The sequence below is a fragment of the Caulobacter sp. FV1ye6ST genome (assembly GCF_058681225.1).
In genome coordinates, this window is sequence record NZ_CM178733.1 from 1,173,458 (window position 1) to 1,190,074 (window position 16,617).

Sequence of the window (16,617 nt, forward strand, 5' to 3'; positions counted from 1 at the left end):
TTCATGGGGATCGAAGTTGCGCATTTCGGCAATGGGGCATTGAAATAAATCCGCAACACAAAGTTCGGCGCCCGGCGGGCGCCGCTTTGCGCGGCGGCTGATCTCGTATTTTGAGCAGATGGACGCGTTTTTCCGCACGCGGAGGCGGTAGGGGCGTGGGCGGCGCGGTCCGGTTCAGGCGACGAGGCGTGTCGGCTCGGCCAGTTCGTCGGTCTCTTCGGTCTCGAACAGGTCGAAAGCCTCTTCCCAGGCGGCCATCCGGGAATCACGCAGCTCGGCGTCGTCGGTGACGCGGACGATCTGGTCCTCGCGATCGTTCCAGACCAGGCCGATGTCGGTGACCCGCCCGGCGTCGCGCCCGAGCAGCAGGAAGATGTCGGCGCGCGCCGCGCGTTCGTGGCTGATCCGGCGCAGAGTACGGCCGCCGCCCAGGTCGCGATGGATGTCGGCGAAGTCCAGCACGGCCGAGATCATGGCCGAGTTCACGGGCGCGGTAGCCCAGGGGCTGCAGGCAAAGCGCGACATACAAGGCTCCTCCGGGGCTTCTCCAGGCTCGACATCCGCAGAATGTGCGGGCATTGCGACAGAAACGGTCGTAAGCTGCGGGTCTGTTTGGGGAACGCATGAGACACGAGAAAGCAACCCGCCTGCTGGACCTGGCCCGCATGTTGGCCGGCTCGGCTGAAGGCCTGACCCTGGACGAGATGGCCCAGGCGCTGGACGTCGGCCGTCGCACCGCCGAGCGGATGCGCGACGCCGTGTGGGCCGCCTTCCCGCAGATGGAGGCGATCGACGACCCGCCGACCAAGCGCTTCCGCATCCCCTCGGGCCTGGACGGCCTGTTTCAGACCCCGACCGCCGAGGAGCTGGCGGCTTTGCGCACGGCGGCGGATTCGCTGCGCGCTTCGGGCGCCGAGAGCCGCGCGGCCTCGCTTCATGCCCTCGAGGCCAAGCTGCTGTCGGCCCTGCGCGGTTCGGCCCGCCGACGGGTGGCCCCGGACGTCGAGGCCCTGGTCCAGGCCGAGATGATCGCCGTCCACGCCGGCCCCCGTCCCTTCGAGGAAGAGTCGGTGTTGGCCACGATCCGCACGGCGATCAAAGGTCTGTCGGCGCTCTCGTTCCGCTACGAGGGCGGCAGTACGCCCGGGCGCACGCGGGAGGTGACGCCGTTGGGCGTCCTGTTCGGCCGCAGCAACTACCTGGTGGCGCTGGAGGGCAAGGGCGGCAAGCCGCGCTCGTGGCGTCTGGACCGCATGACCGACCTGAAGGCGCTGGACAAGCCCGCCCCGCCGCCGGAGGGGTTCTCACTGCAAGCCTTCGCCGACGAGAGCTTCGGCATCTATCACGACGAGATCCAGGACGTGGTCCTGCGCATCAAGCCGAAGGGGGCCGAGGACGCCCTGCGCTGGCGCTTCCACCCGACGCAGACGGTGACGCAGGAGCCGGATGGCTCGGTTACAGTGACCTTCCGCGCCGGCGGCATGCGGGAGCTGGCCTGGCACCTCTTCACCTGGGGCGACGCCGTCGAGATCGTCGCGCCGCGAGTGCTGAAGGATAAGATGGTCGAGGAGCTGCGCGAGGCTGGTCGGGCGCACGGGGCGTGGTAGGAGCGGTCGCATGAACTACCGACACGCCTTCCACGCCGGCAACTTCGCCGACCTGCACAAGCACGCGATCCTGCTGGCCATGCTGTCGGCCTTGGGGGATCAGAGCGAGGCGCTCTCGGTGATCGATACCCATGCGGGGGCGGGCGGCTACGATCTCTCCGGCGAGATGGCCCGCCGCTCGGGAGAGGCCCAGGCGGGAATCTTTCGGTTGAAGGCGGCGGGCGATGCGCCGGCGGTGTTCGGTCCGCTGCTGAAGGCCGTAGCCGACATGAATGGCGGCAAGGATGGCGACCTCTATCCCGGCTCGCCGCTGCTGATGGCGCGCGCGCTGCGCAAGGTCGACCGCTATGTGGGCTGCGAACTGCGGCCGGACGACGTGGCGTTGCTGCGCAAGAGCCTGGCGCCGTACGCCAACGCCCAGGCCCTTGAGGCCGACGGCTACGCCGCCGCCGTGAACCAGGCCGGCAAGGGCGGCCGTCCCTTCATCGTCATCGACCCACCGTTCGAGCGGCCGGACGACTACCAGCGGATCGTGGCCACGGCTCGCGACGTCCTGGCCCGCGCGCGCGACGCGGCCCTGGCCATCTGGCTGCCGATCAAGGACCTGGAGACCTTCGACGCCTTCCTGCGTGGGATGGAAAGCGTCACGGACCGGCTGCTAGTGGCGGAACTCCGCCTCCGGCCGCTGACGGATCCCATGAAGATGAACGGCTGCGCGATGGTGATGATCGGCGCGCCGGCCTCGGTCGACGAGGCGGCGGCGCGGGCGGGCGACTGGATCGCCGCGCGCCTGGGCGAGACCGGCGGCCGTTCGCGCGTCTGGCGGACGTGACGAGCGGCCCGCCCAGCTTCGCAGAGGCCGTCCGCGTCTGGCTGAAGGTCGGACTGCTGGGCTTCGGCGGTCCCGCCGGCCAGATCGCGCTGCTGCATAGAGAAGTCGTCGAGGCCCGGGACTGGATCGATGACGAGGAATTCGCGCGGGCCTTGAGCTTCTGCATGCTGCTGCCGGGTCCCGAGGCGCAGCAACTGGCCACCTGGCTGGGCTGGCGGATGCACGGCGTCCGCGGCGGCGTCGCGGCGGGCCTGTTGTTCGTGCTGCCAGGCCTTCTCGTGGTGCTGGGCCTCTCGGCGCTCTATGTCGTCCACGGCCGATCGGACTGGGCCGGGCCGGTGCTGCTGGGGCTGAAAGCGGCGGTGGTCGCCCTGGTCCTGCGGGCTTTGCTGAAGATTGGCCAGCGCGCGATCAAGGACCGTACGGCGGCGGCCGTCGCGGGCGCGGCCTTCGCGATAATGGCCTTCACGACCCTGCCGTTTCCTTTGGTGATCATTTGCGCGGGCGCCGTGGGGTGGCTGACGGCCAAGGGCGGTGAAGGGGAGGCCGCTCCGCCGCCGCCGCCGCCGAAGGGGCAGGCGAGAACCGCGTTCATTTGTCTGGCGCTGTGGCTGGCGCCGATCGCCCTGGCGTGGCTGGTCGCGCCGAACTCCGTCCTGGCGTGGATGGGCCTGACCTTCGGCGGCCTCGCGGTCATCAGCTTCGGCGGCGCCTATGCGGCCCTGGCCTATGTCGGGCAGTCGGCCTCCGCGCTGGGCTGGCTGTCGGCGACCCAGATGCTGGACGGCCTGGGCTTGGCCGAGACCACGCCTGGGCCGCTGATCCTTTTCTTCGTCTTCGTCGGCTTCGTCGGCGCCTTCCAGACAGCGCCGGTCGACTGGGCCTGGGTCCTGGCCGTGCTGGGCGGGTTGATGGCGGCGTGGACGACCTTCGCGCCGTCGTTCCTGTGGATCTTCGCCGGCGGGCCCCTGTTCGAGCGCTGGGGGCGCCGGCCCAAGCCCGCCCGGGCGCTCGCCATGATCTCGGCCGCCGCCGTCGGCGTGATCGGCCAGCTGGCCCTGTGGTTCGCCATCCACCTGCTTTTCCGCGGCGGACAGACGATGGAGGTGGCGGGCCTGCTTAGCGTGATGCTGCCTGATCTCGGGAGCTTGAACTTGGCCGCCCTGGGCCTGACCATATTGGCGCTGGCGCTGACCTTCGCCACGCGTCTGCCGATGCTGGCGATGATCGGCGTGATGGTCGCGGCGGGCGCGCTGTTGAAGGTCGTTGGAGCAAGTTGACCTAAGGTCAAATTTTTGCGCTTGCGAACGAATTTTCCGTGTTATGCTGCATTGCAATAGATCGCGATTGCCAGCCCAACGGAGCGCGCCATGGTTTCGATCTTCTCCTTCCTTCCCGCCTACAAGACCGACAAGGTCGAGCCCGAGACCGCGCCCCACGTGGTGATCGGCGCCGCCTCGCCGCTGTGGTTTATGTTCGGCGGCGCGGCCGCGGCCGGCGCCACCTACTGGTGGTGGGCCAATCGTTGGCGCGAGGCGGTCAATCTCGAGTCGCTGATGGCCCTGGCGCCCGAGCCCGTCGCCCCGCCGGTCGAGTCCTTGGCCGTGCTGGAGGCGCCGCCGGAGCCTGTGCTTGAGGCCGTGACCGAACCGGTCGTGGACGCCGTCACCCTGGTGGCCGAGGCTACCGAGACGGTCCTCGATGCGACCCAGGAGACCGTCGAAGCGGCCGCCGAGCCGATTGTCGAGACCGTGGTCGCCGCCAACGAGGACGTGGCGGAGGCGGTGGTCGAGCCTGTCGTCGCGGCTGAACCGGTCGTAGCCGAGGCCGCCAACAGCGTCGTCGAGGCCGTCGAGGCGGCGCCCGCCGCCGTCGAAGCCGCGCTCGACGACCTGACCAAGCTGGTTGGCGTCGGCCCGAAGCTGGCCGCCTCTTTGGCCGAGCTGGGCGTGACCAAGTTCAGCCAGATCGCGGCCTGGACACCGGACGAGCTGGATTCGTACGACCAGCTTCTAAACCTCAAGGGTCGCGCCGTGCGCGAGGCCTGGATCGCTCAAGCCCAGCGATTCGCGGCGCCCGCCGAGGATTAAAGAACGACGGCCGTCCCGGACACCGAGACCATCATCATCTGGGCGTTCGGGCCGACGGTGTTGTAGTCGAGGTCGACGGCCAGGATGGCGTTGGCGCCGACCTTCTCGGCTTCCTTGACCAACGCCTTCATGGCGTCCTCGCGGGCGCGGGCCAGCACCCGCTCGTAGGACTTGGAGTGGCCGCCAATGAAATCGCGGATGGCCGCCATCAGGTCGAGCACGACATTCGCGCCCAGGATCGACTGGGCGTAGATCGCGCCCTTGTACTCCTGGACCGGGTGTCCCTCGATGAACGGCGTGGTGGTGATCAGCATCCGGGATTCCTGGCGCATCGTAAGGTTAACTTAGGCGCAAACGTCGCCGTCCGCGAGGGGCTCCCCAGAAAAGCGAGCCTTTCGATCACGACGTTCGCTCGAAAGGGGAATCTGGCGGTGAGCCCTTCCTGCGAGGCCGTGCTTGGGGCAGATTGCCCGCGTTTACCGCGTCCGGAGCCGCCTGGTGATCTTCGCGAAATCGCACGTCGAACTGCACAACATCCGCAACAACGTGGAGCGGGTGAAGAAGCTGTCCGACAACGTCGTGGGCGTCGGGCCTCTGGGTATCGGCCTGGACGGCCTGCTGACCTGGATCCCAGGGGCGGGTGAGCTCTACAGCCTGGGCGCGGGCGGCCTTATCGTGTTCGACGCCGTGCGGGCGCGGGCCGCGCCGATGATCGTCATCCAGATCTGCGCCATCATCCTGATCGACACGGTCGCTGGCTCGATCCCCGTGGCCGGCAAGGCGATCGACGTGCTTTTCACGGGCCACAAGTGGTCGGCTGACATGCTGACCAAGCACATGGACGACACGATCTATTTCGAGGGCTCGCGCAAGGACGTGCAGGGCACCCAGGAGTATCGCGACCTGCTGGCCAGCATCCAGGCGGGCAAGGAAAGGCGCCGCGTGGTTTTCCTGGGCTAGGCAACTTCACAACCAACTTGCGGGCGGAGCGTTCAGGGAAACATGACCGACGACATCTCCGTCTCCTCCGCCTATGCGGACAGCCACGCGGGCCGTCGCGCCAAGGCCCATCGTGCCTGGCGTTCGGCCGAGACGATCAAGCGCATCTCCGACCGACTGATCGGCATTGGCCCCATTGGCCTGGGCCTGGACGGCGTGCTGGCCTGGGTGCCAGGCGTGGGCCTAGTCTACGGCTTGGGCGCGGGCGGCCTGTTGATGTTCCATGCCGTCCAAGGCGGCGCGTCGGCGGGCACCTTACTGCGCATGGGCGCCTATCTGGCGATCGACAACATCTCGGACACCGTGCCCGGCCTGGGCTGGGCGATCGACACCCTGTTCCCCGGACACCTGATGGCCGCCAAGGCGCTGCAGAAGGACATCGAAGCCCGCCACGGCCTCCCCGAGGAGATCGCCTTCGAGCGCTCCCAAAAGAAGCGCGGCCTGTTCGGTCGCAAGACATAGCTGGACGAGAGGGCTACGCCGCCGTTTCCTGGCTGTAGCCGAGTTGGACGTTCAGCTTCTCCAGCACCTCGATGGCGGCCTCGGCGATGACCGTGCCGGGGGGAAAGATGCTCGCGGCGCCGGCGTCGAGCAGGGCCTGGAAGTCCTGGGGCGGGATCACGCCGCCCACCACCACGACAATGTCGGAGCGGTCGCGCCTGGCCAGCTCGGCCTTCAGTTCGGGCACCAGGGTCAGGTGTCCGGCGGCTAGCGACGAGGCGCCGACCACGTGGACGCCGGCCTTGATCGCCTCGTCGGCGGCCTCGGCGGGGGTCTGGAACAGCGGGCCGATCTCGACCTGGAAGCCGAGGTCGGCGAAGGCGCTGGAAATCACCTTCTGGCCGCGGTCGTGGCCGTCCTGGCCCATCTTGGCGACCATGATACGCGGCGGGCCGCCGTGGGCCTCGCGGAAGGCGGCGACCATGGCGCGGGCGCGCGCCGCCTTGGGGTCGGCGCCGGCTTCCTTGCCATAGACGCCCTCGATGGCCTGGATCACGGCGCGGTGGCGGCCGAAGACCTTCTCCATCGCCAGGCTGATCTCGCCGACCGTGGCCTTGGCGCGGGCGGCGTCGACGGCCAGGGCCAGCAGGTTGCCCGTCCCGCGCGCGCCGTCCTCCAGCGCCTTCAGCGCCGCCTCGGTCGCGGCCGGATCGCGCTCGGCCTTCAGGCGCGCAAGCTTTTCCAGTTGCTGGGCGCGGACCGAGCCGTTGTCGACCTTGAGCATCGGGATCACATCCTCGACCTCGGGCTTGTAGCGATTGACGCCGACCACGCTCTGACGATTGGCGTCGATCCGGGCCTGGGTCTTGGCGGCGGCTTCCTCAATGCGCAGCTTAGGGATGCCGCGCTCGATGGCCTTGGCCATGCCGCCGGCCGCCTCGACTTCCTCGATGTGCGCCAGGGCCTTGCGGGCGAGGTCGTGGGTCAGGCGCTCGACATAGTAGCTGCCGCCCCAGGGGTCGGCGACGCGGGTCGTGCCGCTCTCCATCTGCAGGAACAGCTGAGTGTTGCGCGCGATGCGGGCCGAGAAGTCGGTCGGCAGGGCCAGGGCTTCGTCCAGAGCGTTGGTGTGCAGGCTCTGGGTCTGACCGTTGACTGCCGCCATGGCCTCGACGCAGGTGCGCGAGACGTTGTTGAAGACGTCCTGGGCCGCCAGCGACCAACCGCTGGTCTGGCTGTGCGTGCGCAAGGACAGCGAGCGGTCGTCCTTGGGACCGAACTCGCGCTTCATCAGGCGCGCCCACAGCAGGCGGGCCGCGCGCATCTTCGCGACCTCCATGAAGTAGTTCATGCCGATCGCCCAGAAGAACGACAGGCGTGGCGCGAAGGCGTCGATGCTCATGCCGGCCGCGACGCCGGCGCGGGCGTATTCGACGCCGTCGGCCAGGGTGTAGGCCAGCTCCAGGTCGGCCGTCGCGCCGGCCTCCTGCATGTGATAGCCGCTGATCGAGATCGAGTTGAACTTGGGCATGTTCGCCGAGGTGAAGGCGAAGATGTCCGAGATTATCCGCATCGAGGGCGCGGGCGGATAGATATAGGTGTTCCGCACCATGAACTCTTTGAGGATGTCGTTCTGGATCGTCCCCGACAGCTTGTCGGGACTGACGCCCTGTTCCTCGGCCGCGACGATGTAGAGCGCCAGGATCGGCAGCACCGCGCCGTTCATGGTCATCGACACGCTCATCTTGTCGAGCGGGATGCCGCTGAAGAGCGTGCGCATGTCAAGGATCGAGTCGATGGCCACGCCGGCCATGCCGACATCGCCCTTCACCCGCTCGTGGTCGCTGTCATAGCCGCGGTGGGTGGCCAGGTCGAAGGCCACCGACAGGCCCATCTGACCGGCCGCGAGGTTACGGCGGTAGAAGGCGTTGCTGTCATCGGCCGTAGAGAAGCCGGCGTACTGGCGCACCGTCCACGGGTTGGTCACATACATGGTCGGGTAGGGACCGCGCACATAGGGCGCGACGCCGGGATAGCCGCCGGTGAAGTCCAGGTCCGCCACGTCGTTTGCGTCGAAGGCCGGGGCGACGGAGACACCTTCGGGCGTGTTCCAGGCCTCGCCTTCCGGCGCCGCGGCGGAGGCGACTTCCGCGAAGTCGATGGTGGTGAAATCGGGGAACTTGCTCACGGGCTCAGGCTCCCTCGAAGGCGGCGGCGAAGCGCACCGGCGTCAGGGCCGGGCAGTGACTGTCGGGGCCGGGCAGGCGAACGTCGGGACTGGCCACCGCGAAGGCGGCCGCGTCGGGTGTCTCGACCTCCGGCGCCTTGTCGTCGGCGTTGGGGAACACCGTGACCCCCAGGATCTTGCGGCTCTTGTCGGCGAAGGCGGCTTCCTGGAGGTCGCGAGTCCTGGAGACCGCGTCGGCGACCAGGCCGCTTTCCAGCGCCTTGATGATCCCGCCGGCCGCCTCGATGGCCTGGAAGCTGATCCAGGCGGCGTGGGCGATCTGGTCGGTCAGGCTATCAAGATACCAGGCCCCGCCGGCCGGATCGGCGACGCGGCCCAGATTGCTCTCTTCCATCAGGACGAGCTGGGTGTTGCGCGCCTGACGACGGGCGAAGGCGGTGGGCAGCCCGATGGCGTCGGTGAAGGCGTCCAGCAGGATGACGTCCGCCCCGCCGACCGCGCCGGCGAACCCGGCCGAGGTCAGGCGCAGCAGGTTGGTCCAGGCGTCGGCCTTGGCCAGCATCCGCCGCGAGGATCGGGCTTCGATGGTCGGAGGAACGGTGACGTCGCAGGCTTGCGTCAGTCGCGCCCAGATCGCCTTGGCCGCGCGGACCTTGGCGACGCCGGTGAAATATTCGCCGTCCAGGCTGACGCCCAGCACGATGCGGCCGAAGGCGTCTTCCATAGAGAGGCCCTGCCGGACCAGCGCCTTGGCGTAGGCGAGGGCGGACGCCGCCATCAACGCCAGCTCCTCGGTGTTCGAACCGCCGGCCTCATGCGCCGCGCGGCCGGTGGCCAGGAACAGGCTGGCCTTGACGTAGGTCTGGGCCAGGCGCGAGCCGACCGTTGCGGCGCTGAAGACGTGGCTCTCGATAGGGCCGGGACTGACGCCTATCTGGGCGAAGGCTGTCAGCGGATCCAGATGAAACGCCAGAGGCGCGTTCGGCGCGGCCTTGGCCAGAGCGCCCAGCCAGTCGGCGGCCTTCGGACCCAGATAGCCCGCGTCCAGGGCGACAGGGGCCAGGTCCAGCATCACGCCCGACAGCGCCGTGGAAAGGTTATCCGCCGAGCCGACGGCCACACCGTTCAGGCCGGTCGGATCGACCTGCAGCAGCACCGAGGCCGCGCCGTTCTCGAGATCGGTCAGGACGTCCTTGGCCGTGTGGAGCGGATCTGGGTGGGCCGCGCGCGTGCGCAGGTCCCAGGGGCGGTCGGGATCACGGGCGCGCAGGTCGCGGGCCACGGCGACGCCGTCTTCCGCGGTGTAGAGCGGCTGGATCGTCAGGCCGTCGGGCGTCTTGACCGTCAGGGCTTCATCGAAGCTCTGGCCCTTCAAGGTCTTCTCGACCAGGGCCATCCAGCGGGCGCGGGTCGCCGCGTCGCCTTGGGCGCCGAAGTCCTCGGCCAGGGGCGTGGTCGCCACGGTCAAAGCGTCTCTCTCCTGCGGTGCAGCATTTTTGTCTTTTGAACGGTGATGCGCTCCTGCCCTTACGGCCGTCAAGCCTCGCAACCGGTCTTCTCTCGCCTTGCATCCGAGCCAAACGCGCGTTTAATCTGATCGGTGATCACATATTCGGCGCCTCAAGCCGATCTCCAAAGGGGAACTTCTCCATGGCTCTGCCGCCGATCCTGCGCGACCGCCTGCGCCTGCCGGTCATCGCCTCGCCGCTATTCATCATCAGCAATCCGGACCTTGTCATCGCCCAGTGCAAGGCCGGCATCGTCGGGTCGTTCCCGTCGCTGAACGCTCGTCCGATCTCGCAGCTGGACGAATGGCTGCACCGCATTACCGAGGAACTGGCCGCCCACGACAAGGCCCATCCGGAGGCGCCGAGCGCGCCGTTCGCGGTCAACCAGATCGTCCACAAGACCAACAATCGGCTCGAGGAAGACATCGAGCTGTGCGTCAAACACAAGGTCCCGGTGGTCATCACCTCGCTGGGGGCCCGCGAGGATCTGAACCAGGCGATCCACTCGTACGGCGGCATCACCCTGCACGATGTCATCACCGACCGCTTCGCCCGCAAGGCCATCGAGAAGGGCGCTGACGGCCTGATCCCGGTCGCGGCCGGCGCCGGGGGCCATGCCGGCACCCTGTCGCCGTTCGCCCTGATCCAGGAGATCCGCCAGTGGTTCGACGGGCCGGTGGCGCTGTCGGGCTCTATCGCCTCGGGCCGTTCGATCCTGGCCGCCCAGGCCATGGGCGCGGACCTGGCCTATATCGGCTCGGCCTTCATCGCGACCGAAGAGGCCAACGCCATTGAAGGCTACAAGCAGGGCATCGTCGAGGGGCGGGCCGACGGCATCGTCTATTCGAACCTGTTCACCGGCGTGCACGGCAACTACCTGCGCGCGTCGATCGTCGCCGCCGGCCTTGATCCGGACAACCTGCCGGTCAGCGATCCGTCCAAGATGAGCTTCGGCTCGGGCGGCAACCAGGAGGCCAAGGCGTGGCGCGACATCTGGGGCTCGGGCCAGGGCATCGGCGCGATCGACAAGGTGCTGCCGGCCGCCGAACTCATCGCCAAGTTCGCCGAAGAGTACGAGCAGGCGAAGGCCGAGCTGGTCGCCAAGACGGCGCTTACCTCTGGAAATCACTTGGCTTTCGCCGCCGAATAGGCGGGTGAGTTACGGGGACGGAGCAGGCTTCGTCCCCGGCCTTCGCGGCGACGCGATTCTGGAAGCGAACTCAACCGCTTCCGGAGCCGCACATGCCCGATCCCATTTTCAGCGACGTCACGCCCCGCCTCGGCCTGCCCTATGTGGTGGCTGCCCAGGCCCAGAAACACATCCCCATAAATGAGAGCCTCGCCCGGCTGGATGGACTGGTGCAACTGGCCGTCGAGAGCTGTTCGGTCTCGGCGCAGCCGGCCAGCCCGCCGAGCGGTGGCGTCTGGATCCTGCCGGCCGGCGCCGCGGGCGCGGCCTGGGCGGCGCAGGCGGTCGGGGCGCTGATGCGCTTCGAGGCCGGCGCCTGGGAGGCGCTGACGCCGACCGAGGGCGTGATGGCCTGGGTCAAGGACGAGAACCAGATGGTCGCCTTCGACGGCGCGAGCTGGACGCCGCTGTCGGCCACCTTCCGAAGCCTCACCGCCGCCGCCTCGCCGGGCCTGGCTAACACCCGGCTGGAAATCCTGGAGCAGGAGGTGACGCTGTCCGGGGCCTCGACCGCGACCAGCATCGCCATCCCCAACCGCGCCATCGTGCTGGCGGTCTCGACCCGGACCACGGTCGCGATCACCGGCGCGGCCTCGTACAACTGCGGCGTCTCGGGCGAAGCGAGCAAGTTCGGTGGCTCGCTGGGTGTGGCCAAGAATTCCAGCAACATCGGGGTGATCGGACCGACGGCTTTCTACGCGGACACGCAGGTGCTGCTGACGGCGGTCGGCGGCAACTTCGTGGCAGGCAAGGTTCGGGTGGCGATCCACGTGCTGCGGTTCGACGCCCCCGCTTCCGCGGCCTGACGCGTTGACGGCGGCGGCTCAGGCGGCTACACGCCCCTCACCTTTGGGGAGTAGCCGCCCGCATCCATCAGCGGGCCCCGCCGTCAACATACTTGCTTTTTCGGAAGCATGGCGCGGGGAAGGGAAGCGAGTTCGAGCTTCCTTGGCGAGACCAATGGCGCCGATTTTCATCCGGGCCGGGTGGACGTCGACGCTATTGGCATGCGCCCGGCCCGGAGGATTATTTCAGTGGAAGCCCTGCTCGTCTCGACCCTGGTCGTGGCCATCGCCGAAATCGGCGACAAGACCCAATTGCTGGCCATCATCCTGGCCACGCGGTTCAAAAAGCCCGTTCCTATCATTCTCGGCATCCTGGTCGCCACCCTGGCCAACCACGCCTTGGCCGCCACGGCCGGCTACTGGGTGTCGGATTTCCTGAGCGGCGCCTGGTTCAAGTGGGCCATCGCCATCTCGTTCATCGCCATGGCCGCCTGGGCGCTGATCCCCGACAAGGCCGATGACGAGGAAGGTCAGGGCGCCAGCCGCTACGGCGTCTTCGTGACCACGGCCATCGCCTTCTTCCTGGTCGAGATGGGCGACAAGACCCAGATCGCCACCGTCGCCCTAGGCGCCAAGTTCCACTCGATCTTCTGGGTCGCCGCCGGCACGACGCTGGGCATGATGCTGGCCAACGTCCCGGCCGTTTACCTGGGCGAGGCCGCGACCAAGATCGTGCCGCTGAAGTACGTGCGCATGGGCGCGGCGCTGATCTTCCTGTTGCTGGGGATCTGGCAGGTGGCGGAGCTTACGGGGCTGTTGAAGTAGGCGTCCCAGCCGCTATGAGGGGATGGAGCCAAGGAGTTCCGTCCCCTCATGACCGCCAACCCTGATGTTCCGCGCGGCTGGGAATTCTGGATCGACCGGGGCGGTACGTTCACCGACATCGTGGCGCGGCGACCGGACGGGGCGCTGGTCACTCACAAGCTGCTGTCGGAAAATCCCGAGCACTATGCCGACGCCGCCGTGGCGGGCGTGCGGGCGCTGCTGCCGGATGGCGCGATCATCGACGCGGTGAAGATGGGCACCACCGTGGCCACCAACGCCCTGCTCGAGCGCAAGGGCGAGCCGACCGTTCTGGCTATTACCAGCGGCCACGCCGACGCCCTGCGGATCGGCTATCAGGCGCGGCCCAAGCTGTTCGAGCGCCACATCGTCAAGCCGGAAGCGCTCTACGACCGCGTCGTCGAGATCGAAGAGCGGATGAGCGTCGAGGGCCAGGTGCTGCGTCCGCTGGAAGAGGGCGCGGCGCGGGCCGGTCTGCGGGCGGCCTTCGATGAAGGCTTCCGGGCCATCGCCATCGTGCTGCTGCACGGCTTCCGTTTCACCGACCATGAGGCGCGGGTGGCGGCGATCGCGCGCGAGATTGGCTTCAGCCAGGTCTCGGTAAGTCACGAGGTCAGCCCGTTGATGAAGCTGGTCGGGCGCGGCGACACCACCGTGGTCGACGCGTATCTGTCGCCGATCCTGCGGCGCTATGTGGACCAGGTCGCCGACGCGCTGGGGCACGACACGCGCTTGCTGTTCATGCAGTCGAATGGCGGCCTGACCGACGCCCGAGCCTTCCGCGGCAAGGACGCCATCCTGTCCGGCCCGGCCGGCGGCGTGGTCGGCATGGCGCGGACCGCTGGGGAAGCGGGCTTCGACCGCGTCATCGGCTTCGACATGGGCGGCACCTCGACCGACGTCTGCCACTATGCCGGTCAGTATGAGCGGGCCTTCGAGACGGTGGTGGCCGGGGTGCGGATGCGCGCGCCGATGATGAACATCCACACCGTGGCGGCGGGCGGCGGCTCGATCTGTTCGTTCGACGGGGCGCGGCTGCGCGTGGGGCCGGCCTCGGCCGGCGCGGTCCCGGGACCGGCGGCCTACCGCCGGGGCGGGCCACTGACGGTCACCGACTGCAACGTCATGCTGGGCAAGCTACGGCCGGAGTTCTTCCCCAAGGTGTTCGGGCCGAACGCCGACCAGCCGCTGGATGCGGAGGCCGTCACGCGCGGCTTCCAGGCCGTGAGCGCCGAGATCGAAGCGGCGACCGGCAAGGCGATGACCCCTCAGGAGGTCGCCGAGGGCTTCGTCACCATCGCGGTCGAGAACATGGCCAAGGCCGTGCGGCAGATCTCGATTCAGCGCGGCTACGACGTCACCCGCTACGTCCTGGCCTGCTTTGGCGGCGCGGGCGGTCAGCACGCCTGCCTGGTGGCCGACGCTCTGGGCATGACCAAGCTCATGATACATCCCTTCGCCGGGGTGCTGAGCGCCTACGGCATGGGCCTGGCCGACCTGCGCCTGATCCGCGAGGAGACGGTCGAGCGGCCGCTGGATCTGGCGGATGACCTGGCCGACCGCGCGAAGGCTTTGGCCACCGAGGCCGAAGCCGCGCTCCGGGGCCAGGACGTGCCGATGGCCTCTGTTGAAACGGTCGCCAGCCTGAGGGTGAAGTACGCCGGCACCGACACGCCACTGGTCGTGCCGTTCGGTGATCGCGTCCGTCAGGACTTCGAGGCGCTGCACCAACGCCGGTTCGGCTTCACCTCGCCGACGACTGACCTGGTGGTCGAGACCCTGTCGGTCGAGGCGATCGGACATTCGGACGCCGGGGCGGAACCGGATTTCGCGTCCGGAGCGTCGAAGGGGAAAACCCCGCCGTTGGCGACCATCGAAACCCGGATGGCCGGCGCCCGCCACACCACGCCCGTCTTCGACCGCGAAGCCCTGGCCGTCGGCGTCGAGATCGTCGGCCCGGCCATCATCCGCGAAGCCACCGGCACGACGGTCGTCGAGCCCGGCTGGCGCGCGACCGTCGACGCCCACCTGAACCTGATCCTCGACCGCGTCGTCGCTCTGCCAGCCCGCAAGGCCATCGGGACCGAGGCCGATCCCGTCATGCTGGAGGTATTCAACAACCTCTTCATGGCCGTGGCCGAGGAGATGGGGTTCGCGCTGCAGAACACGGCCTATTCGGTCAATATCAAGGAGCGGCTGGACTTCTCCTGCGCCCTGTTCAGCCGCGACGGCGATCTGATCGCCAACGCGCCGCACATGCCGGTGCACCTGGGCTCGATGGGCGACAGCGTGCGGGCCATCCGCGATGCGCGCGAGCATGACGGGCGGGGCATGCGGCCCGGCGACGTCTACATGCTCAACGCCCCCTATAACGGCGGCACCCACCTGCCGGACGTGACGGTGGTCATGCCGGTGTTCGACGCGGCGGGCGCCCTGCTGTTCTACGTCGCCGCGCGGGGCCACCAGGGCGATATCGGCGGGATCACACCGGGCTCGATGCCGCCGACCAGCAAGACGGTCGAGGAAGAAGGCGTCCTGATCGAGAACTTCCTGCTGGTCGAAGGCGGGCGGTTTCTGGAGGCCGAGACGCGAGCGCTGCTCGCCTCGGGCAAATGGCCGGCGCGAAATCCCGACCAGAACATCGGCGACCTCAAGGCCCAGATCGCCGCCTGCGCGCGCGGCGCCGAAGCCCTGACCGGCATGGTCGCCGAGTTCGGCCAGGACGTCGTCGAGGCCTATATGGCCCACGTCCAGGACAATGCCGAGGAAGCCGTCCGTCGCGTGCTGGCGACGATGGAAGGCGGGTCGTTCGCCTATGAGCTGGACGACGGCGCGGTGGTCCGCGTGGCCATCACGGTCGACCAGCGGGCCCGCACCGCCCGCGTCGACTTCACCGGCACCAGCGATCAGGTCCCGACCAATTTCAACGCCCCGGCGTCTATCTGTCGGGCGGCGGCGCTCTACGTGTTCCGCACCCTGGTCGACGACGAGATCCCGATGAACGACGGCTGCCTGCGGCCGGTCGAGCTGGTCATTCCCGAGGGTTCGATGCTGCGGCCGCGCTATCCGGCGGCCGTGGTGGCCGGCAATGTCGAGACCAGCCAGGTGGTGGTCGACGCCCTCTATGGCGCGCTGGGCGTGATGGCCGGGGCGCAGGGCACGATGAACAATTTCACCTTCGGCGACGAGCGACGGCAGTATTACGAGACCATCTGCGGCGGCTCGGGCGCGGGGCCGGGCTTCGACGGGACCGACGCGGTCCAGACCCACATGACCAACAGCCGCCTTACCGATCCCGAGGTGCTGGAGACCCGCTATCCCGTGCTGGTCGAGGCATTCTCGATCCGGCGAGGCTCGGGCGGGCAGGGCGCGCATCGCGGCGGCGAGGGCGTGGTGCGCAGGATCGGCTTCCGCGAGCCGATGACCGCGACCTTGCTATCCAACCGCCGCCGCGTGCCGCCGTTTGGCCTGCGGGGCGGGGCTCCGGGCGCGGTGGGCAAGGCGTGGGTCGAGCGCGCCGACGGAACGGTCCAGGCGATGGCCGCCACCGATCTGGTCGAGGTCGGCGCGGGCGACGCGATCGTCATCAAGACGCCGGGCGGCGGCGGTTGGGGAGAAGCGTGATGGCCAAGGCGTCCGTACTGTTCGTCTGCATGGGCAACATCTGTCGCTCGCCCCTGGCCGAGGGCGCGTTCCGGGCGGAAGCCGAACGGCTGGGCCTGGAGGTCGCGGTCGACAGCGCCGGCACTGGCGGCTGGCACAAGGGCGATCCGCCGGATCCGCGCGCCATTGCCGTGGCGCGGCGTAACGGCGTCGACATCAGCGGCCTGAAGGCGCGCCAGGTTAAGCCCGACGATTTCCGGATCTTCACCCACATCTACGCCCTCGACCATGACAACCTGCGGGGCCTGCTGCAGGTCGCGCCGTCCGACGCGACGGCCGAGGTCGGGCTTCTGCTGGATCTGGTCGAGGGGCATCGGGGCCGGGCGGTGGCCGATCCTTACTATGGGGACGACGCTGGGTTCGACGTGACCTGGAGGGATGTGGTCCTGGCGGCGCAAGCCCTGGCGCGGCGGTTGGCGGACGAGGGCTGGGCCAGGGCCTGACCCTATCCAATCATCGCCGCGAAGCGGGG

General features: G+C 68.7%; 15 protein-coding genes and 1 riboswitch. Of the genes, 11 read left to right on the top strand and 4 right to left on the bottom strand.

The window, feature by feature from the left end:
- Positions 1-174 precede the first annotated feature (174 nt).
- On the bottom strand, positions 175-525 hold the full coding sequence (locus ACW175_RS05790; RefSeq protein WP_492103667.1) for a hypothetical protein: 351 nt from the start codon (positions 523-525) through the stop codon (positions 175-177).
- A gap of 98 nt (positions 526-623) precedes the next feature.
- Here ACW175_RS05790 and ACW175_RS05795 point away from each other — a divergent pair, with 98 nt between their 5' ends.
- From ACW175_RS05795 to phaH, 4 genes are all read left to right on the top strand, one after another.
- Positions 624-1,607, top strand: a complete 984-nt coding sequence (locus ACW175_RS05795; protein ID WP_492103668.1) for a helix-turn-helix transcriptional regulator — start codon at positions 624-626, stop codon at positions 1,605-1,607.
- Positions 1,608-1,617: 10 nt separating this feature from the next.
- Positions 1,618-2,439, top strand: coding sequence for a 23S rRNA (adenine(2030)-N(6))-methyltransferase RlmJ (gene rlmJ, locus ACW175_RS05800; protein WP_492103669.1), 822 nt, complete (start codon positions 1,618-1,620; stop codon positions 2,437-2,439).
- Positions 2,436-3,719: a chromate efflux transporter gene (gene chrA, locus ACW175_RS05805; protein WP_492103670.1), complete on the top strand. Its 1,284-nt coding sequence runs from the start codon at positions 2,436-2,438 to the stop codon at positions 3,717-3,719. The genes rlmJ and chrA overlap by 4 nt, the downstream gene beginning before the upstream one ends.
- Positions 3,720-3,809: 90 nt before the next feature.
- Complete coding sequence (gene phaH, locus ACW175_RS05810; RefSeq protein ID WP_492103671.1) at positions 3,810-4,529, top strand: phasin PhaH; 720 nt, start codon at positions 3,810-3,812, stop codon at positions 4,527-4,529.
- On the opposite strand, the gene ACW175_RS05815 is transcribed toward phaH, so the two are convergent.
- Positions 4,526-4,843, bottom strand: a complete 318-nt coding sequence (locus ACW175_RS05815) for a heavy metal-binding domain-containing protein (protein ID WP_492103672.1) — start codon at positions 4,841-4,843, stop codon at positions 4,526-4,528. The two genes, phaH and ACW175_RS05815, sit on opposite strands and share 4 nt — an antisense overlap.
- Before the next feature lie 181 nt (positions 4,844-5,024).
- Here ACW175_RS05815 and ACW175_RS05820 point away from each other — a divergent pair, with 181 nt between their 5' ends.
- Both ACW175_RS05820 and ACW175_RS05825 read left to right on the top strand, forming a co-directional pair.
- Positions 5,025-5,489: a DUF4112 domain-containing protein gene (locus ACW175_RS05820; RefSeq protein WP_492104902.1), complete on the top strand. Its 465-nt coding sequence runs from the start codon at positions 5,025-5,027 to the stop codon at positions 5,487-5,489.
- Between the two features lie 42 nt (positions 5,490-5,531).
- Entirely contained in the window at positions 5,532-5,990 is a 459-nt protein-coding gene (locus tag ACW175_RS05825; protein WP_492103673.1) for a DUF4112 domain-containing protein, read from the top strand.
- Positions 5,991-6,003: 13 nt separating this feature from the next.
- Here ACW175_RS05825 and scpA read toward each other — a convergent pair whose 3' ends face one another.
- Both scpA and ACW175_RS05835 read right to left on the bottom strand, forming a co-directional pair.
- Positions 6,004-8,157, bottom strand: coding sequence for a methylmalonyl-CoA mutase (scpA, locus tag ACW175_RS05830; protein WP_492103674.1), 2,154 nt, complete (start codon positions 8,155-8,157; stop codon positions 6,004-6,006).
- Positions 8,158-8,161: 4 nt separating this feature from the next.
- The gene (locus ACW175_RS05835; RefSeq protein WP_492104903.1) at positions 8,162-9,553 is read right to left on the bottom strand and encodes a methylmalonyl-CoA mutase family protein; all 1,392 of its coding nucleotides are present in this window, start codon (positions 9,551-9,553) and stop codon (positions 8,162-8,164) included.
- Between the two features lie 254 nt (positions 9,554-9,807).
- Between ACW175_RS05835 and ACW175_RS05840 the strand changes: the two genes are divergently transcribed.
- The 5 genes from ACW175_RS05840 (at position 9,808) to ACW175_RS05860 (ending at position 16,588) form a co-directional block, all read left to right on the top strand.
- Complete coding sequence (locus ACW175_RS05840) at positions 9,808-10,815, top strand: NAD(P)H-dependent flavin oxidoreductase (RefSeq protein WP_492103675.1); 1,008 nt, start codon at positions 9,808-9,810, stop codon at positions 10,813-10,815.
- Positions 10,816-10,919: 104 nt separating this feature from the next.
- On the top strand, positions 10,920-11,660 hold the full coding sequence (locus tag ACW175_RS05845; RefSeq protein ID WP_492104904.1) for a DUF2793 domain-containing protein: 741 nt from the start codon (positions 10,920-10,922) through the stop codon (positions 11,658-11,660).
- Positions 11,661-11,693: 33 nt separating this feature from the next.
- Positions 11,694-11,804, top strand: a riboswitch (yybP-ykoY riboswitch).
- An 84-nt stretch (positions 11,805-11,888) separates the two neighbouring features.
- A complete protein-coding gene (locus ACW175_RS05850; RefSeq protein WP_492103676.1) occupies positions 11,889-12,464 on the top strand; it encodes a TMEM165/GDT1 family protein in 576 nt (191 codons plus the stop codon).
- Positions 12,465-12,512: 48 nt separating this feature from the next.
- A complete protein-coding gene (locus ACW175_RS05855) occupies positions 12,513-16,106 on the top strand; it encodes a hydantoinase B/oxoprolinase family protein (RefSeq protein ID WP_492103677.1) in 3,594 nt (1,197 codons plus the stop codon).
- A complete protein-coding gene (locus tag ACW175_RS05860) occupies positions 16,091-16,588 on the top strand; it encodes a low molecular weight protein-tyrosine-phosphatase (RefSeq protein WP_492103678.1) in 498 nt (165 codons plus the stop codon). Before ACW175_RS05855 ends, ACW175_RS05860 begins: the two co-directional genes overlap by 16 nt.
- The last annotated feature ends 29 nt before the right edge of the window (positions 16,589-16,617 follow it).